28 protein-coding genes are annotated in these 21258 nt (G+C 43.3%); 26 read left to right on the top strand and 2 right to left on the bottom strand.

Features of this window, described 5'->3' with window-relative positions:
• The first annotated feature begins 37 nt into the window (after nt 1-37).
• The 24 genes from AC979_RS00065 to AC979_RS00175 all read left to right on the top strand — a co-directional run bounded on the left by AC979_RS00065 (nt 38) and on the right by AC979_RS00175 (nt 18892).
• Nucleotides 38-484, top strand: a complete 447-nt coding sequence (locus AC979_RS00065; RefSeq protein ID WP_049372358.1) for an STY4534 family ICE replication protein — start codon at nt 38-40, stop codon at nt 482-484.
• A gap of 106 nt (nt 485-590) precedes the next feature.
• Nucleotides 591-1232, top strand: a complete 642-nt coding sequence (locus AC979_RS00070; protein WP_049372359.1) for a DUF3560 domain-containing protein — start codon at nt 591-593, stop codon at nt 1230-1232.
• 20 nt (nt 1233-1252) lie between these two features.
• Nucleotides 1253-1417 carry a hypothetical protein gene (locus AC979_RS10420; RefSeq protein ID WP_161797276.1) on the top strand — a complete coding sequence of 55 codons (165 nt, stop codon included), beginning with the start codon at nt 1253-1255 and terminating at the stop codon, nt 1415-1417.
• A 115-nt stretch (nt 1418-1532) separates the two neighbouring features.
• Complete coding sequence (locus AC979_RS00075; protein ID WP_049372360.1) at nt 1533-1817, top strand: hypothetical protein; 285 nt, start codon at nt 1533-1535, stop codon at nt 1815-1817.
• A gap of 316 nt (nt 1818-2133) precedes the next feature.
• Complete coding sequence (locus AC979_RS10190) at nt 2134-2718, top strand: hypothetical protein (RefSeq protein ID WP_049372361.1); 585 nt, start codon at nt 2134-2136, stop codon at nt 2716-2718.
• Between the two features lie 153 nt (nt 2719-2871).
• Nucleotides 2872-3537, top strand: a complete 666-nt coding sequence (locus AC979_RS00085) for a PilL N-terminal domain-containing protein (RefSeq protein WP_053085708.1) — start codon at nt 2872-2874, stop codon at nt 3535-3537.
• A gap of 14 nt (nt 3538-3551) precedes the next feature.
• Complete coding sequence (locus AC979_RS00090; protein WP_049372362.1) at nt 3552-4298, top strand: TIGR03759 family integrating conjugative element protein; 747 nt, start codon at nt 3552-3554, stop codon at nt 4296-4298.
• Nucleotides 4277-4990 carry a hypothetical protein gene (locus AC979_RS00095; protein ID WP_049372363.1) on the top strand — a complete coding sequence of 238 codons (714 nt, stop codon included), beginning with the start codon at nt 4277-4279 and terminating at the stop codon, nt 4988-4990. The genes AC979_RS00090 and AC979_RS00095 overlap by 22 nt, the downstream gene beginning before the upstream one ends.
• 29 nt (nt 4991-5019) lie before the next feature.
• Nucleotides 5020-5523: an integrating conjugative element protein gene (locus tag AC979_RS00100; protein ID WP_049372364.1), complete on the top strand. Its 504-nt coding sequence runs from the start codon at nt 5020-5022 to the stop codon at nt 5521-5523.
• Entirely contained in the window at nt 5520-7769 is a 2250-nt protein-coding gene (gene traD, locus AC979_RS00105) for a type IV conjugative transfer system coupling protein TraD (protein ID WP_049372365.1), read from the top strand. Before AC979_RS00100 ends, traD begins: the two co-directional genes overlap by 4 nt.
• A gap of 3 nt (nt 7770-7772) precedes the next feature.
• On the top strand, nt 7773-8099 hold the full coding sequence (locus tag AC979_RS00110; RefSeq protein WP_049372366.1) for a hypothetical protein: 327 nt from the start codon (nt 7773-7775) through the stop codon (nt 8097-8099).
• Nucleotides 8099-8791: a TIGR03747 family integrating conjugative element membrane protein gene (locus tag AC979_RS00115; protein WP_049372367.1), complete on the top strand. Its 693-nt coding sequence runs from the start codon at nt 8099-8101 to the stop codon at nt 8789-8791. Before AC979_RS00110 ends, AC979_RS00115 begins: the two co-directional genes overlap by 1 nt.
• Nucleotides 8792-8935: 144 nt before the next feature.
• Nucleotides 8936-9259 (top strand): RAQPRD family integrative conjugative element protein, encoded by a 324-nt coding sequence (locus tag AC979_RS00120; protein ID WP_049372368.1) that lies wholly within the window; start codon nt 8936-8938, stop codon nt 9257-9259.
• Nucleotides 9259-9501: a TIGR03758 family integrating conjugative element protein gene (locus AC979_RS00125; protein WP_049372369.1), complete on the top strand. Its 243-nt coding sequence runs from the start codon at nt 9259-9261 to the stop codon at nt 9499-9501. Before AC979_RS00120 ends, AC979_RS00125 begins: the two co-directional genes overlap by 1 nt.
• A gap of 26 nt (nt 9502-9527) precedes the next feature.
• Nucleotides 9528-9899 carry a TIGR03745 family integrating conjugative element membrane protein gene (locus tag AC979_RS00130; RefSeq protein ID WP_053085709.1) on the top strand — a complete coding sequence of 124 codons (372 nt, stop codon included), beginning with the start codon at nt 9528-9530 and terminating at the stop codon, nt 9897-9899.
• 18 nt (nt 9900-9917) lie between these two features.
• Nucleotides 9918-10301 (top strand): TIGR03750 family conjugal transfer protein, encoded by a 384-nt coding sequence (locus tag AC979_RS00135; RefSeq protein WP_049372370.1) that lies wholly within the window; start codon nt 9918-9920, stop codon nt 10299-10301.
• Between the two features lie 14 nt (nt 10302-10315).
• A complete protein-coding gene (locus AC979_RS00140; protein ID WP_049372385.1) occupies nt 10316-10939 on the top strand; it encodes a PFL_4703 family integrating conjugative element protein in 624 nt (207 codons plus the stop codon).
• Between the two features lies 1 nt (nt 10940).
• Entirely contained in the window at nt 10941-11849 is a 909-nt protein-coding gene (locus AC979_RS00145) for a TIGR03749 family integrating conjugative element protein (RefSeq protein WP_049372371.1), read from the top strand.
• Nucleotides 11846-13342, top strand: coding sequence for a TIGR03752 family integrating conjugative element protein (locus AC979_RS00150; protein WP_049372372.1), 1497 nt, complete (start codon nt 11846-11848; stop codon nt 13340-13342). The genes AC979_RS00145 and AC979_RS00150 overlap by 4 nt, the downstream gene beginning before the upstream one ends.
• 17 nt (nt 13343-13359) lie before the next feature.
• Nucleotides 13360-13761, top strand: a complete 402-nt coding sequence (locus tag AC979_RS00155) for a TIGR03751 family conjugal transfer lipoprotein (RefSeq protein ID WP_049372373.1) — start codon at nt 13360-13362, stop codon at nt 13759-13761.
• A 12-nt stretch (nt 13762-13773) separates the two neighbouring features.
• Entirely contained in the window at nt 13774-16596 is a 2823-nt protein-coding gene (locus AC979_RS00160; protein WP_049372374.1) for a conjugative transfer ATPase, read from the top strand.
• Entirely contained in the window at nt 16593-17027 is a 435-nt protein-coding gene (locus AC979_RS00165; RefSeq protein ID WP_049372375.1) for a hypothetical protein, read from the top strand. Before AC979_RS00160 ends, AC979_RS00165 begins: the two co-directional genes overlap by 4 nt.
• A gap of 21 nt (nt 17028-17048) precedes the next feature.
• Nucleotides 17049-17384: a hypothetical protein gene (locus AC979_RS00170; RefSeq protein ID WP_049372376.1), complete on the top strand. Its 336-nt coding sequence runs from the start codon at nt 17049-17051 to the stop codon at nt 17382-17384.
• An 11-nt stretch (nt 17385-17395) separates the two neighbouring features.
• The gene (locus tag AC979_RS00175) at nt 17396-18892 is read left to right on the top strand and encodes a conjugal transfer protein TraG N-terminal domain-containing protein (RefSeq protein ID WP_049372377.1); all 1497 of its coding nucleotides are present in this window, start codon (nt 17396-17398) and stop codon (nt 18890-18892) included.
• A 41-nt stretch (nt 18893-18933) separates the two neighbouring features.
• Here the strand turns inward: AC979_RS00175 and AC979_RS00180 are convergent, their stop codons facing one another.
• Both AC979_RS00180 and AC979_RS00185 read right to left on the bottom strand, forming a co-directional pair.
• Nucleotides 18934-19269, bottom strand: coding sequence for a hypothetical protein (locus AC979_RS00180; RefSeq protein WP_049372378.1), 336 nt, complete (start codon nt 19267-19269; stop codon nt 18934-18936).
• Between the two features lie 147 nt (nt 19270-19416).
• Nucleotides 19417-19704, bottom strand: coding sequence for a hypothetical protein (locus AC979_RS00185; RefSeq protein ID WP_049372379.1), 288 nt, complete (start codon nt 19702-19704; stop codon nt 19417-19419).
• A gap of 176 nt (nt 19705-19880) precedes the next feature.
• Between AC979_RS00185 and AC979_RS00190 the strand changes: the two genes are divergently transcribed.
• Entirely contained in the window at nt 19881-20318 is a 438-nt protein-coding gene (locus tag AC979_RS00190) for a TIGR03757 family integrating conjugative element protein (RefSeq protein WP_049372380.1), read from the top strand.
• Nucleotides 20315-21258: TIGR03756 family integrating conjugative element protein (locus AC979_RS00195; protein ID WP_049372381.1), on the top strand; the 944-nt coding region annotated here is incomplete at its 3' end. The genes AC979_RS00190 and AC979_RS00195, both read left to right, overlap by 4 nt.

The raw sequence follows: 21258 nt of genomic DNA on the forward strand, positions 1-21258 counted from the left end.
TCTCCGCTTTTTTATTTCACATTAGGAGAAACAAATCATGACTACTCAAACTCAACAAAATTCAACTCAATACTTCAATTTGCATACTCATGGTGTCGGTTATTTAAACGATATTCGTGAAGTAAAGCCTAAAAAAGGAAATCCATTCTGGGCTTGTCGTATCGCAGCGTTAGTCGGCGATACCAATGAGCCGGAATATCGTTTTTTCGATTGCAATATCGTGGGTGCAGAAGCTGAAAAACTGATTAGACGTTGTTCAGATGCTGTAGAGACAGAAAAGAAAGTATTGATTTCTTTCGTTTTAAGTGACCTTTGGACTGATACTTATACCGTATCAAAAGATACGAAATATCACAAAAAAGGGGACACTGCGGTTACATTAAAATCCCGATTAATTCGCGTCAAGATGATTAAAATTGACGGCGAATTGAGATATCAGGAGCAACCGAATAAACCGACTGATAATGAATCTAAAGTAGCTTAACATACGATAAAGACCGACATTTTGTTGGTCTTTTTCTTTACCCATAAGGGGAAATCTCCCCTTTGGGTGGTTTCTCCTTTTTTATTTTTAATTTAGGAGAAACCCTATGAACACATACGCAAAATTCGCGCCAACAGTATTTGTTGCTAAATGCCCGGAACAACATGCCAAAGGTGAGATTATTACGCTTACCAGTAAACATGGTAGTGAGACGGAAGTAGAAATCCATAATCTTGTTAAACAAGTAGATGGTTATTACTTTTACTCATTTATCCGCTGTGACGGTGTAAATAGCCAGGTGCGTGCGGAGCAGAAAGTAGAACGTTATCAAAGTTATGCCGATAATGCGATGAAACGCAGCACACAATATTGTGAGGCAGCCAATGAAGGGCGTGAGTTTCTTAGCCTGGGTGAACCGATTAAAATCGGTCATCATAGCGAAAAACGTCACCGTGCGCTGATCGAACGCAATCATCGTCGGATGGAAAAATCCATTGAGGAAATGCGTAAAGCAGAAAGCTATGAAAGCAAAATCGCTTACTGGGAAAGTATGGCTGGAAAAATTGATTTATCCATGCCGGAAAGTCTTGAGTACTTTGCATTTGAATTAGCAAAAGCGAAGGAAAAACATCAGGACTTAAAAGATCACCCGGAAAATCGGACGCATGGCTTTTCATTGACCTACGCCAAAAAAGCGGTTAATGACCTGACTAAAAAGGTGCAATTAGCCGAGCTACTTTGGGCCTAATTTTTACCAGGGAGTATATCATGACTAGAGACGAAAAACTTGAAGCATTATATGAGGCGGCATTGGCATTAAAAAACACCTTTCTAAAAGATGTGAATTATGCAAAAAGTACATTGAGTGCAGAAGATATTGCTGCATTAAATGAATTTTATCTGTCTTTAAATAATCTAGAAACTACACAATAGTTTTACTTATATTTCAAATCTAAATAGATTTGATTTCCCGTCGGGAACGATTATTTCCCGGCTGGGAGTAACCGTTCCCTTGTTTTATTGTTTAACTTAAATGAAAGGAGCGGTTATGTTGTACGCACGTCATTTCTTTAATTTCTTGAAGGCTAAAATCCAGGGTGTTCGTTTGGATAAACTTCATGTCAATACGTTCAAACGTATTGGTGAAGACCTTCGAAAGGCAGGTACCCTCGCCGGTGCCGGGCTTGTCGGAATCGTGGTACCAAACGATACCATCGGTGTCAAAGAAGGAGTGATCCTCTTTATCTTTGGTGTTACACTGTGGGTATTCGGTCATGTAAGTGCTTACGTGGCAGATAAGGCGGAAAAGAAACAAAAAGAGGAGGGCTCATGAATTGGCCTCTAATTTTAACAACCGGGTTGTTTACGCTTGCTGTCGTGATTTTTTTCAGTCTCGTACTCTGGGTAAACTGGGACGAACTTACTGGGAAAAATAAGCGGACTAAAAGCGATTCCAAGTAGCCCGATTTCACTCACGACCACAATACTCTAATTCAGAGTATTGTGGTTTTCTTTTATCCCGTAGGGAAGGTATTCCCTATGTATGGTTATAGTCCATTTCACTCATCACTTCACCCGTCGGGGAAACTCCCGACAGGGGAAGTTTCCCCTTTACATTTACGTCACTTAAATTACAAGGAGAAACTTCTATGTGTCAGGGAAATCATTTTTTTGAAATTGGTCAGGTTTGTGTTTCACGCCAAATCAAACACAAACTCAGTGATTTTGCGATTGCAAACCTCATTGAATATCAGCAACAAGGCAGATGTTCGCCGGAATTGCTGGATGATAATGTAATAGCACCGCATCCGAATGCCGCCGGTATTTATTCGCATTATGATACCCCTATGGGGGAGGTCATCGTATTTACCGATCGCACTATCGCCAGTAATCTCACCACGCTTTATTTTTCCAATGAAGCCAATAACGAACATCGAGGTTATTTTTCCTGGTCTTTAGAGAACTCAAGAAAACCGCCGTTTACCTTGGGAAAAATCATGGTAACTCAAGCGATTTCGGAAATTCTAAACCCGGTTCAAATTCACCATTTAATCGAACAACAGCTCAGTTACGATTGGGGTAATACCTGCCAATCCGACTGGATACTCAACGATAATGCGATAAATGAGCATGGTCGTGTAGTCAGCCTACATTCTGTTGATAATGAAGATGTCCTTGTCATTACAGAAGCAGATCGCAGTGCTACGACCATCATGTTCGCCTACGAATATTAAATATCAAGCATACTCACCTTGTGGGTATGCTTTTTTATCGATAAAGTGCGGTCAAATTTTTTGTTGTTTTTGTAAAAACAATAAATCGTTCAAATCATTTTCGGTTTTCCGCATAGTAATCATGCCAATTTGAATAACTATGGAGAACCTTCAATGCAAAAAATGGTATTCGCGGTGACTGCCCTTGCCCTGTGCCTAAGTGCTTGCACCAATAAAAATAATATCCAGAAAGAGGGACAGTCCTCTTCAGTGCCAGAATTACCGGCTATTTCTAAAAACGCTCAAGGACAAGTCTCCAAGCAAAATCTAAAAGAACAGTGGGGTGAGGTTCGAGAACCGCAAGATCGGGTCATTGCGCCAGATATCTATCAATACACTTCCGAAACACCAGAGGTTGTGCGGTATGACCGTTATTTATTGGTCGGTAGCTCACCCCAAGAAGGTCAAAAATACCTACTGGAACAGTTGATTGATGTAAAAGTTCCCTCTGGGAAAGGTAAAAAGCAAGTCTTTAATGCGACCGTCAGACAAGGTTTAGAAACTACCCTTGCTAATACCGGATTTACCCTATGTCGTATAAGCCAACCTGAAGTCTCAACGTTATTCTCCCTTCCTCTACCAAAAATTCATTATAGCTTTGGCTCTATGAAATTGCGCGAAGCCTTACAAATGATTGCAGGTCCGGCGTACGACTTAACCGTCAATGACATCACTCGCACAATTTGTTTTAAACCTCGTCCTGTTACCGAAAGAGTCGTTGTACCTACCACAGAGGTCACCACAACGACAACGGAAGTCATTGAAACTGATGCAGAATAGATAAGGAACACAACATGCGTTATCAAAAAATATTCACATTCATTGTTGCCATTATTGGAGCAACTTCTGTTTGGGCAGAAAATACTGAAAATAAAACTTCTTTGACAGAAGAGGCTAAAAATGCCATTTCCCAGTTTCTCAATAGCTCTGAACAACAAAGTAAACAGGCAGCTGGGGAATGGGGATTATCTGAAGAAGAATGGTCACGCTATCAGAAAATTATGAAAGAAGGCAGCCGGGGAATTTGGTCACCTAATTTAGATCCGTTAACGACTCTCGGTATTGAAGCTTCAAGTGATACCGAACGTATGAAATATGCCCGTCTTTTGGCACGTAAGGAGTTTGAGCGGGTAGAAAAAGAACTCCGCTTTCAACTAGCCTATGATGCCGCTTTCAAAGAGCTGTATCCGAATATTATGCCGGTTCGCACTGAACCCTCAGCTACTACAAATAACCTGAATGATACATCAGGCCGCCTGCTCTTTTTCACTCGTTTGAGCGATTGCCAAAAATGTGAAACGACTTTAAGCAAATTACTGACTGCTAATCGTGAGGTTGATATTTACCTCATTGATAGCGAAGGCAATAATAATAAAATCCAAGATTGGGCGGTTAAGCATCATATCGATGTGAATAAAGTTCGAAATCGTCAAATCACTTTAAACCATGACAATGGACTTTGGCTGAATTACGCCAACGGGAAAATGCCCGCTGTTTTTCAAGTTCAAGGAGATGGTCAATGGCAGGCACTCGCATACTAACCCATTTCCTCAGCGCCATTATGCTGTTGTGTGTTTTTTCACACAGTCAGGCATTTAGTGGATTCGGTGCTGAAATTGACAGCTATATTAAAGATTCCGCAAAACGGTATCAAGTAAGCGAGGCTATGTTAAGAGGTCTTGTTAAAATTGAGGATGGCTGGTATGGCAATATTTCTCATACTGGAGCAACCGGTATTGGTCAGTTTACCGTAGGTACGTGGAATTGGCTGGCTAATACTGTCGAAGGTGTTAAAATCGGCATGACTCCCATCACATCAGGTAATAAAAATACCTCATTCGACCCCCGTCGGAATAATAAAGTAAATACTCTTGCAACTGCACTTTATGCTCGTTGGCATATAGAGCAATTTGCGCTACGCGGCATTCAGCCGACCGATGAAAATCTTTATATGGCCCACAATATCGGGCTGGATGGGTTTTATCGGGCAACATTAGGTAAATCCACTGCTGAAGATATCAAAAATATGCGACGTAACGGTATGAAAAAATGGATGTCAGTCAGTGACTTTATTACATACCAAAAAGACAACTATACGCAAAATAAGCTGATTGCCAATTTCGTTGTTCCGGAACAATCCAATGATAGGAACCTTAAGTGGCTTGCTCCAAAAGATAATGATAATTTTATCTGGATTGAGCCGAGAGAACAGCAAATGGTTTGGATTGAATAAAAATTAAAGTAGTATCCAGGAGTATTATCATGAATAAAACCATTATTAGTCTTGTCGGATTGGTGAGCTTAGTCAGTTTACCGATACATGCAGAACTGCAAGTAATTGCGGATTTAGGTGGCGAAAGTGCGGTACGTTTTTATGAGCCGATACAACCGATTATCGATGAAACCTCTCCTGCCCCCGGTATTCCGTCCGAACTCAACGAGGCGGATTTATTACCTATCGTATCGCATTTCATGACACCGGGAACCGTTGAACCTCGGCAGTTTGAGTTGCCTGGAATGTTACCCATTTTTCTGCTTGGCGAAGATACGTTATCTCAACAGTGGCTTGTAGCCAATCGGGATAAATTACTGCAAATGCAGGCAACCGGTATGGTTGTGCATGTCAGCCACCAGGACGCTCTTAATCGTCTGCGTGAAATTGCTGGTCCGTTACCTTTAATGCCGGTTTCCGCTGATGATTTAGCCCAACGGCTACATTTAACACACTACCCTGTTCTGATTGACTCCCGAGGGCTTCATCAATGAGTGATAAATATGTTGTCGAAACGCTATTAAGACCCGCTGTGGAGTTTAATAGCGCCCTTGTCTCTTTATGTGCTGCCTCAATTTGTGAATTTTCTCCCTGGGCTGTCGCATTAAATCCGACCATCGGTCATGGTGCTGCCGCTTGCTTTATGGTGTTTGGTTATCGTCGATTTAAACAAGGTTACCGGATTATTCGCTTTCGTCGTAATATCTTACGTTTGCCGGATTATGCGCTCACCAGTGCACAAATTCCGGTGAGTCAACGGAACCTGTTTCTCGGCAAGGGATTTGCTTGGGAACAAAAACATACCCAGCGTCTCCATAACTGCATGAGTCCGGAAGTTGCCGAATATGTCAAACCCCCGTATTGGTATCAGCGTGCTCGGGCAATGGAAAAACGCTTTGAGCATACGCTTCCTTGGTTGACCAGATTACTTTCCTCCCATTCCCGTTTCAATCCGGTTCGTCCGCTCCCGCCGGTCGGCGGTAGCTCACTGATCCATGGTGTAGAATTAGACGAAGAAGATGTGACCATGCCATTAGCAGATCGCGTGGGCCACACTTTGGTGGTTGGCACTACGCGCGTTGGTAAAACCCGACTGGCCGAAGTACTGATCACACAGGATATTTTGCGTTACTGTAATGGAAAGGGAAATCGAGATAACCGGGAAGTCGTCATCTGTTTTGACCCCAAAGGTGACTCTGACCTTTTAATTAGAATGTACCTGGAGGCGGTTCGCGCGGGACGAGAAAATGAGTTTTACGTTTTTCATCTTGGTCACCCGGAAATTTCCGCTCGCTATAATGCCGTCGGCCGCTTTGGACGAGTCTCAGAAGTCGCCTCCCGTATTTCCGGTCAACTCAGCAGTGAAGGGAATTCGGCAGCATTTAAAGAATTCGCCTGGCGTTTTGTCAATATTATTGCCAGAGCGCAAGTTGAGCTAGGCAAGCGTCCGGATTACCCTTCTATTGCCCGCTATGTACAAAATATTGATGAGTTATTCATTGATTATGCTACACACTTTTTTAATCAACAAAACCCGGAAATCTGGCAGATTATTTCCCAACAGGCAGCCAAGGTGAATGATAAAAACACCCCGCGTAATTTAGTTGGACGCGACCCTCGTGTCGTGGCAATTGATAAATACCTTACATTAAATAATAAGATTTATGATCCGATTTTGGGCGGGCTGTACAGCGCGGTGAAATATGACAAAACCTATTTTGATAAAATCGTCGCTTCACTTTTGCCGTTATTGGAAAAACTCACTACCGGGAAAATTGCCGAACTCCTAGCACCGAATTATAACGATTTGAATGATGACCGACCGATATTCAGCTGGGAAGAAGTGATCCGCAAACGTGGTATTGTTTATATCGGATTAGATGCCCTATCCGATACGGTTGTCGCCAGTGCGGTCGGAAATTCGATGTTTGCCGATCTCGTTTCTATGGCCGGTCACATCTATAAGCACGGCTTAAATTCTGGTTTGCCGGGAGAAGTTGTCGGTAAATCCGATAAGGTCAAAATCAATCTGCATTGTGACGAATTTAACGAATTGATGGGCGATGAATTCATCCCGCTTATCAATAAAGGCGGTGGCGCCGGTATTCAGGTCACCGCTTATACACAGACGGTTGCCGATATTGAAGCGCGAATCGGTAACCGCGCTAAAGCCCGTCAGGTTGTGGGGAACTTTAATACCCTCATTATGCTACGGGTCCGCGAAAAAGAAACCGCTGCATTATTGACCGAACAACTACCTAAAGTATCAGTGACGGAAAGCATGGTGTTATCCAGTGTCACCGACTCCAGCGACCCAACCAGTCACGAAGACTTCAAATCCAGTACGGGTGACCGGGTAACCAACAAAGAAGCGCCGATGTTAGACACCTCTAATGTCATTCAATTGCCTAAAGGTCAGGCATTTGCTCTACTGGAAGGCGGAAAATTATGGAAAATCAGAATGCCACTGCCGAAAACCGCAAAAAATGAAACCGTACCGAAATCTATCCAACAAATTGCCGATCATATGGCGCAAAATTACCATACCAGCGAATCCACTTGGTGGAACAACGACAGGGTCATCCTAAAACCGGATACAGTGAGTGCCTTTGAACAGCTACGCTGGCTTGAGATGGATGATACGAGTGGGGAATCCGCTTTACTGCGCGCGGAATCCAATGAAGATATTTCAAACGATACGAATGCATTGAGTCAAATGTTGAATATGAATGAGGATTAATACATGAAATGCAATAGACAAAAAAGTGCAGTCGATATTATTGAAGTTGTTGGCGTATCACTGCCTAAAGAATTAGGTTCCGAATTATTCAAACAAGCCAAAACATTCATCGCCCGATATGTCGAAACCGGGCAACCGCTTTCTCATTTGATGAATAGGTTACACGATCACCAAATTCATTTTGAACGTGCTTTTGAGACAGAAGATAACAGCGTCCTACCACAAGAGTTACAGTTCAGAAATTACTGGTATCAATTCAGTGATCGGGAACAAGATGTCGCCCTCCTACAGTGTGTGGTAAGAACCCTTGCAATCTCGGAGTTTCACTGATGGCTAACCAACCGGAAAATAAACGCCCGGCAAAAGAGCCCGGGATAATTGGAAAAATACTTTCTTTTATAGGGAAAATTATCGGTATTCTGCTCGCTTCACTGCTTCTCAGTATTGTTTTCGAATGGATTGGGATTACCTGGTTTTGGCCGGAACAAGGATACCGACACAGTCAGGAAATGATGATGGCCGAAATGGGATGGTTTGAAAGTCATTTCACCGAAAGCCTGTTACATAGTTCTCCGGTACAATTGGCTCAACTGACACTCTCTGAAGTGAATAATTGGCTATTTATTAAAACCGGCATCAGTGCCTGGCTGTCACAAGCAGACGGTGGCATCTTCGGCCATTACGCACGGGCATATTTGGAATCAATTATGTATGTGACACTGACGTTTTGTATTCGTGTGATGATCATCGTCTTCACCTTACCTCTGTTTATGTTATCCGCACTAGTCGGATTAACCGATGGTCTTGTTCGTCGTGACTTACGTCGTTTTGGACGCGGTTATGAATCCAGTTTCATTTACCATAACGCCAAACGCACGGTATTACCGATTATGTTTATTGCCTGGGCAATTTATTTATCCATCCCCTTTTCGCTCCATCCCAACTGGATATTACTGCCGGCAGCTGGTCTTTTCGGTTTGGCCATTTCAATCGTCTCGGGTAGTTTCAAAAAATACCTGTAACTATCAATCTCATCTATCAAAGCGACATTATTGTCGCTTTATTTTTTTGTTTAATTTACAAAAACAATAAATCATTCAATTAAATCACAGGATTTGTCACTCTTTACCCCGAATCAAAACAATCAATGAGAAGGAGAAAAGAGCATGATTAAAAGCATTTTTTACCCAATGAATGCTTTGGTTATCGCGTTATGTGGTTTATCTACGGCAATCGCCTCCGAGCAATCGGAACTTGCTCAAGCCATGCGTCAGCTTAATGCAGCAGAACAGGCGCTCACCCGCGCCCAAAATCAAGCGAGAACGGATGTTAAACATCGTTTTTACTTTGATTACCCTTCTGCTCGGGCAGACATCAATAAAGTACGTAACGGAATTAATAACTACATTAACTCCGAACGAGCACAACCTCGCAATCCAAAACAACTCAAAGGTCTCTCCGGTGACTATGAGCGTAATCGGGGGCGTTAATGAGTGATCCTACAAAATCTTTTGAAATTGTAGCAGGGTTTACGCCCGGACAATTAGGCATCCTTATCGGAGGGATAACCATTGCGGGTTTCTTACTCGCCGGTGCTTGGATGTTTATGAGCAATTACAAAGGATTTACTGATGAAAAAATGAATACGATAGATTTCGGCAAATATGTCATTCGTTTCATTGTTTTATTCATCATTGTTTTGTTTTTGATTCGAAGCGGCAATTACGTTTAACAACCAAACAACAGAGGAAAAATTTTATGAAATTGCTACAAAAGGCATCTGCCTTATATCAGCGTGCTCAACAGGCCGCTTTAGGGTTATTGATTTCACTTGTCGGTGCGCCGGCATTAGCCGACCTACCAAAACTGGAAGATCCAACCCGAGGAAAGGGGAACGGATATATGGACACCATCAAGAACTATATCTATGACGGTATTATTCTTTTTGGTTTATTGCTTGCAGCCGGTGCGCTTTATGTTGTTGCCTCCCGAGCAGTATCAACCTATAACGATGTTACCTCGCCTAACTCTAAAAAAACATGGGGTGAATTTGTTTTACAGGTTCTGGTCGGTATCGTCCTAATTGTCATTGTTATCTGGTTAGCCTCAAAAGCAGCCGATATTCTCTAATTTAATAAGAGGTGACATATGAGTGGGGAAGATATTGATTTTCTGCCAAACCGTTTAAATCGCCAACCGGTTATTTATCGAGGAATGACAAACACCGAGATATTCACCTTAGCAGGTATCGGTACCTTAATAGGGTGTGGATTCGGAATCCTGACAGCCATACTTTTTAGTGAATGGGTCTTAATCCCCACTTTCATGTTGATTTTACCTCTGCTCACCATTTTATTTGGCGGTAAAGCCATTGCCAAACGCAAACGCGGCAAACCGGATACCTGGTTACCGCGCTATTTGGAGTGGACTAAATCAAAATGGTTCTCTAATCCTTATTTCATTAATCCTAAAGACGTTACCGCTTGGTTTTGGTCAATAAGACGACAAGCAAATAGGAGAACATCTAAGTGAGTAATTATAAAAATATGTTAATTGAGAAAGAAAACTCAATTAAACGCTTAACACGACTCCTCTACGGAGTGGGGGTGTTGGCGCTCGCTGCAATCATCGGTTGGATGAATGCCCCCAGACATTTAACGGTGCACATTCCTCCCCAATTGCAGGCAGGCAGTTCCCGCCCGTGGTGGGAGGTTCCGCCAAGTACGGTGTACAGTTTTGGATTCTATATTTTCCAACAACTTAATCGCTGGCCAACTAATGGGCGAGAAGATTACCGACGCAATATCCCGGCGTTATCACCTTACCTGACACCAAGTTGTCAGAGCTATCTCCAACAAGACTATAAGGATAGAGATATGCATGGCGAACTGAACGGGCGTGTCCGAGGGGTATATGAAATACCGGGACGCGGTTTCAACAGTAAGCGGGTTGAAGTCTTGAGTCGTGACAGCTGGATTGTGAATCTCGATTTGGCCGTAGATGAATATTACGGTGAAGGTGACCAGGTAAAACGCAGTTTAGTGCGTTTCCCTCTCCATATCGTACGTTATGACATTGACGCAGAGCAAAATCCATGGGGATTAGCATTAGATTGCTATGCCGATACACCAAAACGCCTAGAAGCAGCACCTGTTGAGGAAAAGAAATAAGATGAAACTCTCACACTATACTCTCTTATCTGTTGGACTTTTATCATTCACTACCGCCTCCGCCGATGTGTTAATGAAATGGGAGCGCATACCGTTACAAGTTGGCTTGGAAGTCGAACAAGAGCGTCTAATTTTCGTTGATAAAAACGTCAAGGTCGGTTATCCGGCTTCTTTACAAGGGAAACTCAGATTACAAAATAGTGACGGTACCGTATATTTAAAAGCCACGGCACCATTTGAAACCACGCGAATTAAACTAAAAGATATAACCACCGGCGAAAACATTCTACTGGACATCAAAACCACCGACCAAAAAAGCCGCGAACCGATTCGTCTTGTTTACGATAAACCGGTTGAAAGCAATCAAGGCACCTCATCCCGCTATGATGAAAGCGTCGGCTCTGCCGAACTTCCAAACACGACACAACCGGCATTACCAATACCGGCGGCCTTAACCCGTTATGCCGCCCAATCGCTTTATGCGCCATTGCGCACTGTAGAGCCATTACAGGGTGTACAGTCGGTCTCTACCCGCCTACCGAAAACCTTGCCGACATTACTGCCCGGTCTTCCGGTACACAGCTCGCCGATTGAAGCTTGGGCATTGGGTGGCTATGTAGTCACGGCCATCAAAATCACCAATCAAAGTACTGAGCGCTTAATGCTTGATCCACGCGAATTACAAGGACGTTTTTATGCGGCCACATTCCAACATGAGTGGATCGGCGGGAAAGGCGCATCAACCGACACCACAACCTTATATCTCATTACGGAAGGCTCTGCAGATAACGCGATTGTCCCTGCCGGTCGAGCTTACAAACCGAAACATAAGGTGGTGAAAAAAATTGTAAAAACCACCACACGTAACGTACTGGTAAATGCCGAAACCCAATCCGGAGGAATGCAATGAAATTAAAATCAAATGGCATGCTCAAAATTTTGGTACCTTCCGTGATTGCGGTTGCCGTATTACTGGGTATCAAGGGGTTCAAATCCTCGTCGGAGGAAACCGTTAAACCGGTTGATCCAAATGCCTATGTGGTAAATAACGTTACCCCAGAAGAATTACGGGAGTTAAATATTCAGGGCGATACCGCAGAAGATACGGTAAAAACCCTCCTAGGAGAAACCAAAGATACAAAGCGAACCGTACAGACGGCCAATCAACGCATTGAAGATGTTCTGCGTGAAAATAAAAAACTACGGCTACACAACGATTCCGTAGATGAACGAATTAATGAAGCGCTTGCAAAGCAACGTGATGAAATGATGAACCAGTTTGAAAACGAATTTTCCAATCTGACTTCACGGTATGAAGAAAAACTGGCTCAACTGGAATCAAAACAACCGGATTTTACTGGTGCAGGTAATGGCACACAAGGCGCACAAACCGGCAATGCGACTACGGGCGAAAACCTGCCGATTGGCGGCGGACAAAATAGCTTATCGGAGCAAACTATCTGGGTGCTACCGGATGATATGCAGGCGGTAGATAAAGATGGCAAACCGGTTGCCGAGGGACAACAAGGCGAAGGATTTAGTTTTGCCAAGGTCTTCTCAAAATTGGATGAATCCTTTGTCGGTAAGGCGCATAGTGATTTTGTTAATAAACAGTCGATGACAGGTGTGACGGAAAAGAAAAATCCGGCAATTCCGGTGTACACCTTACCGGAAAACTCCACGCTTATCGGTTCTGTTGCAATGACCGCACTTATCGGACGTATTCCGTTAAACGGACAGGTAACCGACGCTTACCCCTTTAAAATCTTAATCGGGCGTGAAAATTTGACTGCAAACGGGATTGATTTGCCGGACGTTGAGGGTGCGGTTATTTCCGGGCTGGCTTCCGGTGACTGGACGCTATCCTGTGTCCGGGGCACAGTAAATAGTATGACATTCGTCTTCAGTGACGGACGTACCCGTACCGTATCCAACTCCAAAAACTCAGGAGGCGGTAATACCGGGGACTCATCTTCTAATAATTCGTCAAACTCAGACGGTATCGGCTGGATTTCCGATCCGCATGGTATCCCCTGCGTTCCCGGTGAGCGTAAAACCAATGCCGCGCAATTTCTTGCCGGACAATTCCTCCTTTCCGGCGGTGCAGCTGCCGCTCAAGGACTATCCCAGGGGCAAACGACGACTGTCGTTGACGGAGGCTCGGTTATCGGAGCGGTCACCGGCAATCAAGGTAAATTTATTCTCGGACAAGCCCTTGGCGGCGGGTTAAGTGAAACCACCGAATGGTTTCGCCAACGTTACGGGCAAACCTTTGACGCGGTATATGTACCACCGGGTCACCAAGTCGCCGTACATTTAACGAAATCCATTAATATTGATTACGATCCTACCGGTCGTAAGGTGAAATATTTTTCACCTGTCGGACAACGTGGCATGGATTAAACAGAAGGATAGCAAAGATGAAATTCAAATTAGTTACTCTCGTATTCAGTTCATTTCTATTAACCGCTTGTGCTACATCACAAGAGGATTTATTGCCGTCGTCTGATCAAACTATGTTGGATTTGTGGAACAAGAATAGCGGTCAGGCAACCCTTTCGCAATCCCGTCATACGGTCAATCGAAGTATTGACCCGCCTAAAGGTGTTTCATTTAAAGAAAATGCGAGTTACACCCGCACAGCTGAAAATGAAGCACAAAGCCTGTTTCCAAGACTTCCTAATCCGGACCTGGTCATGTACGTCTTCCCGCACTTGTCAGATAGTGCGGAACAAGTACCGATTCCGGGCTACTCCACCGTCATCCCGTTTTATGGTCGTACTCAATATGCCCAACCGGGCGAACGTACCCGCCCTTATTAACCGGGAGGGGCTATGTTCAACTTGAATTTCTTTAAGAAAACGGGAAGCGCGCCTGTGCCAGTCAATCACCTCGATGAAACGGAATCGGAAAATGCATCCGAGATTCGTTTTGTGAAACGAACCGGTACTTATACGAAAGCCGAGCATGCGGCAACTTATGCGACCGGTCCGTCTTTCCCTGACAGATTACCATGGGTTGAGTTCTTGGATGACGATAAAGCGCTACTTTTAGAAGACGGACGCAGTGTTGGTGCCGTCTATGAAGTTATTCCATTAGGTACAGAAGGACGCAGTGCAGATTATTTACGCAATTTGCGTAATGTGGCTAAAGACGCGCTACAAGACAGTTTTGATGAATTAGATATTTCTCCTTGGGTCGTGCAGTTTTATTGCCAAGATGACCCAATGGCGAAAACTTATAGTGATGTACTGCGTCGCTATGTACACCCACGTGCCAAGGGCTCTCAATTCACCGAAAACTGGCTGGAATTGATGGAGACACATTTACAAAATGTTTCCAAACCCGGCGGTTTATTTGTCGATGAGATGGTCACCAATACGCCCTGGAAAGGTCAGCAGCGTCGGGTGCGCATGGTTGTATATCGCTATATACCTGAAAAATCAAAAGAAGATATCGAACCGCTGGAATCCCTCAATATTACCTGTGAAAAGCTCACCAATGCGCTCGCAGGTGCCGGATTACAGTGCTACCGCCAAAGCGGATATCAAGTACATGACTGGCTCTTACGCTGGTTCAACCCGGCACCGACGATGTTGGAAACAGCAGAAAAATTTTATACCGCTTGTGCTTACCCGGAAAAACATGGCGAAACCGAAGAAGACTTGATGTTATGGCAGGATTTTGCCGAAACACTCTTAGTTACACCGCCTAAAATTGAAAAAGGATATTGGCATTTTGACGGCAAACCGCATGATGTGATTGTTGTCGATCACTTAAGAAAAGCTCCCCCAACCGGTTTATTAACCGGGGAGTTGCCACGTGGAGACAACAAAATGAATGCCCTGTTTGATTTGTTGCCGGAACATACCATGATGGTAATGACGCTTATCGCCACACCACAGGACTTGCTTGAGAATCATCTTATTCAGCTCTCCAAAAAAGCGATTGGCGATAATATTGAATCCAAAAGCACCCGTTCTGACTGTGTCAAAGTGCAGGAGTATCTTGCTCAAAAACACAAAATGTATCACTCCAGCCTCGCCTTTTATGTGCGGGGTGATAATGTGCGCGACTTAGAGCGAAAATCCCGCAGACTACGCTCCACCTTGACAACCTCCGGACTTGTGCCGGTTGCCGAGGGGATGGAAATTGCACATTTAAACAGTTATCTGCGTTGGCTCCCAATGAACTTCAATCCGCAGGATGACGCACGCCAACATTTATACACTAAATTTAATTTTGTTCAGCACATTACCAACTTACTGCCGATTTTCGGACGTAAGATTGGCACCCGTCATCCCGGTCTCACCTATTTTAATCGGGGCGGCGCACCGTTGGATTTTGACCCGTTCAGTAAGAAAGACCGAACCAAAAATGGTCACGGTTTGATATTAGGCCCGACCGGAGCCGGTAAGTCGGCTACACTTAACGGTAATATTGCTCAAATTATGGCGTTGTATAAACCGCGCTTGTTTATCGTTGAAGCCGGGAACTCATTTGGTCTGCTGACGGACTATGCCGAGCGTTACGGGCTGACGGTCAATAAAGTATCGTTAAAACCTGGTAGTGGGATTTCCTTACCCTTGTTCTCAGATGCACAACGTCTTATTGATGAGAAAAACATTAACCAACGATTAACGGAAGAAGCCGTTGAAGAGGAAGAAAAAATTGAAGATATCTCGGATACCGATGAGGGGGATGATCAGCGGGATATTCTGGGTGAATTGGAAATTACCGCCCGCTTGATGATCACCGGCGGTGAGGTAAAAGAAGACGAAAAACTGACCCGCCAGGATAAAGCAACCATTCGTGAGGCTATTCTTTTGGCGGCTAAAGCGACATATGCCGAAGGTCGTCAAACCTTAACTCAAGATGTACGAGACGCATTTTATACCCTCAGCAGGGATGAAAGTCTGCCGAAGAAAAAACGTGAGCGGGCATACGAATTAGGTGACGCATTAGGGTTATTTTGTGTGCAAGGCTCCTTTGAAGATGAGCTGTTTAACCGCGAAGGCACGCCTTGGCCGGATGCCGACATTACCTTAGTGGACTTAGCTACCCTTGCCAAAGAAGGGTATGAGGCGCAGCTGTCCATCGCCTATATTTCGTTAATCAACCATATCAATGCGCTGGGTGAAAAATATCAACATTCCGGTCGCCCGATTATTAATATTACCGATGAAGCCCACATTATCACCGTCAACCCAATGTTGGCCGCATTTTTAACTAAAGGGTCGAAGATGTGGCGTAAATTGGGGATTTGGCTCTGGCTGGCTACCCAAAACATGAAGGACTTCCCGAAAGATGCCGCTAAATTGCTGGGCATGCTTGAATGGTGGATTTTGCTGACCGGGGTTGATGAAAATGAAATGGCTAACATTGAGAAGTTTAAAAAACTCAATGATGACCAAAAACGCCTGATTCGCTCAGCCAAAAAAGAAGATCGTAAGTACACCGAAGGAGTCGTGCTTTCAGACCGATTAGAAGCGCTATTTCGTGTAGTGCCGCCGAGCTTATACCTTGCTCTGGCAATGACCGAGCCGGAGGAAAAGGCGGAACGGATGGTGCTTATGCGGGAGAAAGGTATTAGCGAACTGGATGCTGCCATTTTAGTTGCACAACGTATTGACGAAACTAGGGGGATTGCCGCATGACAACAGATGCCTTATTTGATATCGGATTACTGGAAGCGATGGACAAGAATTTAGTCAAGAACGCCCTGAAACTCAATCCACTGTATCAAAAATACTATCAAAAGCTCCTGGAGTATATTCGACGTTGTATCGGACGCCCCCTTGATTTTTTGGCACATCCTTATCGTATTGCCGGGGAATGCTACCTTGTCATCCAGGTAAAAGGGGAAAAAAGTCTGTTCAATCTGACCGTATCCATTGCCGGGTATCTGAATTGGCCGGATTTTAAAAAAGCGAAACAATCCTATCGTCTTTATATGGATGTATTCGATTCGGTAGATGCCTACTACTTACGTGAGTATTTACAACAGGATCTATTTTCTCAGCCCCAAAATGATGAGTTATACACAAAAAATGTGGATAACCCCGTTAATGAGGTTGAAAAACAATAATATTATCAAAGAGTAAGTAAGATGGATGAAAATAAAACAACAGGTCATGCAAAATCAAAGCTCAAAAGTGCGGTAGGATTTGTGCTGAAAATTGTGTTGGCGCTTGCATTAATTCTAGGTATTGCAGCGGTCGGCATGCAATTTTTCCCTCAATTAACCGGCATGCAAGAGGCAATTCGCCACAACTGGTTTAATTTGCTTCTCTGGAGATTAATACTTTATGCCACATTTATTGGGATTCTCTTTAATTTGCGCAAACGACTATCCAAAAGCGTTTTTCTTAAATTGGTTCGTCTCCTAGTTATGTTGGCCATAGTCGTTGAGCTCTCCAATATTACGCAACTATTACGAGGATAGGATAAAATAAGATGGTTAATTTTACGGTAGATTCTTATTTTGAGTACTTCACGACATTACTGGGTTGGATTTTAAGTAATGCCATGTGGGAGCTCATTACACAAACCGGTTTGGTTTTTCTGCCTTTTTTGGGATACGTCATTAGCTTTTTCTTAAAAGCCCGTGAACAAGGCGCCGATGAAGGCAATAAAGGTGAATTATTCTTTACCTGGCTGGAACAAAAGGTCTATGTTGCAATTTTGGTTCTTGTATTTACCTGCATTCCGGTGTTTGGTATGAGTCTGAACACCCTACAATTTGACGTAGAGCGAGCTAAAGAATGCGGGCATACGATCGTGAAACCGAGTGAAACACCGTTGGCCACTATTAGCACCGAACTTGATGGACGCACCGCAGAAATGCCTTTGTGGTGGGGACTTATCCATACTGTATCTAAAGGTTTGGTTCATGGTGCGATCGCGTCAATCCCGTGTAAAGCGGATTTACGCCAAATCCGCTTTGATGTGCAACATACCCGTATTCATAATCCGGTGTTACGTCAGGAAGTGTTAGACTTTGTTGAAGAATGCTACGCACCATCAAGAGCCAAAATCCGCCGTCAGCAACTCCATTTAGATGAAGTACAGTCACGCGATTTAGATTGGATTGGCTCCAAACTAATGGTCAATACACCAGGACTTTATGATAGTTTCCGGGCACAATCACCACGCAAGCTATGGGCATATGACCCGGCGCGTGATGCCGGATTACCAAATAACGGCACCGGCGGTTATCCGAATTGTAAACAATGGTGGTCAGATACTGACGTAGGGCTCCGTAACCGACTATTACAACAAGTTGACCAGAAACTCATGACTCAAATTGCAGGAATATTTCAATCGAAAAATGAATATGAAGATGCAGTAATTCGTTCGGTCGTACGTCCGGAAAATATTGAAGTATCCTCTGGGCGAGTTTACAGTGGTTATGGTGGTAGTGTTGATTTTTCAATGATGAATGCGGCAGCTCGAGTAACTGCTATAGCAGGAAGTGCTGTCACCTCACTTGGCGCATTCCCAGCATTTGATGCCATACGACAATCTCTACCAATGGTTCAGGCATTCACTATTATGGCAATTATCATCTGTTTACCAATAGTGACGGTAATGAGTAGCTATGACCTAAGAGTACTGATGACATTAACTTTTGTTTTACTAGGTACATATGCGCTTTCATTCTGGTGGGAATTGGCTCGTTGGATAGATAGTTGGTTACTTGAGGCCTTATACGGTTCTGACACCCACTCCTATTGGAATTTGGCTGGACTGCAAAATACCTCAGATGACATATTGGTAAATTTTGTCATGGGAACCATGTTTATTATTTTACCAACATTATGGATGGGCGCCATGGGATGGGCTGGTATAAGTGCTGGGGCAGCATTAACAAATATATCTAGTACAGGAAGCCGAGATGTAAAAGGAGCGGGCGGAAAAGTTGGAGATAAACTCGGAAACAAGGTGGTATAGTTTTAGTAAAATACCGAGGTAATTACCTCGGTATTTTAAATTTAATCATAATAGATTTCATACTCATTATTTAATGTTTTATCTTCATGGCTATAAGCAATATGTTCAACCTCTTCATTATTGCCTCCCTCATCGTAATTACTAAATTCATCTCTTTCTTGATTGACTAAGCAAGCTAAAAATATAAGCACAATTAAGATTGCTGTAATAGCAGCAAACAACATGATAGAAAATAACGCCAACACTGCTACTGGAGTGTACGCAAGTACATAAACTAATGGTACCGGAAGATTATATTGTGCTGCTTTCTGTTTAGCAAGTACGGGCAGTTTTAAGTATAAACTACCTAATTTGTATCCGAATTGCTCTTTGTTCATAGCAACCCTCCTTTTTTATTACTCTAATTTTAGATTAATACCAATATTCTAACCCTTCAACCGCTTTTTCTCTCAAAATTGACTCAATAGTGCAAAGATAAGCTAGGGAACTAGTTAGTCATTTTCAGTATATTCCAATACATCAGCTCATTCTCCCCTGACTTTTTGGGCAATATCAGATAATTGAGATTCTGATAAATCTTGTTTTAAGTGCGGTCGATTTTGCATATAAAGTTTATGTTGCTCAATTAATGCAAGCTCTTCCGGAGTCACATTTTCAATACCATTTCGTCTGGCAAAGTTTTCTAAAATCAAATCCTTAATAAAAGACTGCATCGATTTTCGATTTTGTGCTGCAGTTTCTTTCAGATAATAAAAAACATCCTCATCCAATCTAATATTTAACTGTTTGACTTCTGTTGATTGTATCGCCATACATTCACTCTACTTTATAAAAGAAGCTATCTTGCTAGCATTCTAGCAAGTAAAAATTAAAGATCAAACACAATCTGTTTTTTCACAGATTTTAAAAAACAATTTTCTCTCCTCATTTCAATCAAACTTTCTTAATGTAAAGCTCCCATCGTTTGTAAACCATACGGAGAAAAAATGTGATTAGAACACTTATCACAACCTTATTGTTAAGCCTGTCTTGTGGTATTTATGCCATTCAATCGCTACCACAAGATATGCAACTCCTCGTTTTCACTACACAACATTACCCAATAACCGGCATGCAATCATATCCGGTTACGTTGTACTACATTGATTCCGTAGATAACCTAGAACAGTCGTCAACATTCCAGCTCAGCAGTAATCCACAGCAAGCTGAACAACAAGCACATGCACTTATTCGTTCGCCTGAATTTAAACAATATGAAAATCAGCTAAAACAAGCATATACGGGATTAAGCCAAGCCTTTTATCTCGGTGTCAAGAAAGTGCCGGCAATTGTCTTTTACCACACCGCTGGAGTTGGTCAGGTTGTGTACGGGGTGACGGATATAGAGCAAGCGGTTGCCTTATTTTTACAAGGGAAATACCAATGAAAAAATGTAGCAAACTCCTCAGTTGTACACTAAGCACACTAATTGCCATGACCGTTTTACATAGCCATGCTGTCATTTCAACTGCACAAATCATGGCTTCCAGTGCGTCACCACAATGTGCAGATTACAAAGTAGTTGGTATTTGTTACTGGCTATTTTGTACAAACTTTGGTTGCAAAATCCGGACATCTACAAAAGTGCGTCACTTTTTACCGGAACAGGTTGTCTCCGGATACAACCACGAAGGACAGAATCCCTGGTCTGAAGTCAGCGGTTTAGGCAATGGAATTAAAGGTGGTTCTTATCAAGACAAACCAGCGACCCAACAATATTCTCAAATGGTATTCAAAAATGTAGATGTTATCGGACATCCACAAGGTGCCATATCTCAATTTTTAGGTAACACTGGCTACTACTGCCGTAGCCAAAGTTATGCATTTCAACCGCACTTTTTAAGCGGTATGGATGTGATGGGGTGGCGTTTTGGTATACCAGAAATGTTTTACCCGGAAGCAATTACACCGGGTATGCGGGAAATGGGAAAAAATGGAGATACATGGGGAAATATCTACCCTCGAGCAGGAAGCGTTACACAAATTCATCCATATAAAGCAGCCGCCGTTGCCGTACAGCGCGCGGCAGACATCATATCACGTCAAGGACAACCTCATATCTACATGCCAGCAGCGTCTCAAGCACAACCGCAAAACGGTTGGTGGCCACCGCCGCCAGTAGAAGAAGGCAAAATCAAAACTCACAAGTGGCAAATGCTCTACCCTAAAACAGAAAACATGTGTGCTATCTTTCCGGACGGCAGTGCTTTTGATGCCTATTCAGATAAAAATTCAATACAGCAAGATTTTGCATGGGCGCTTTGGCGACCTTACTCTTGTTGTAAGCCTCGTGGCGTGTATTTATACAGTATTGATTGGATCCAGGA

It is taken from the genome of Parahaemophilus parainfluenzae (assembly GCF_001053575.1).
Classification (GTDB): domain Bacteria; phylum Pseudomonadota; class Gammaproteobacteria; order Enterobacterales; family Pasteurellaceae; genus Haemophilus_D; species Haemophilus_D parainfluenzae_S.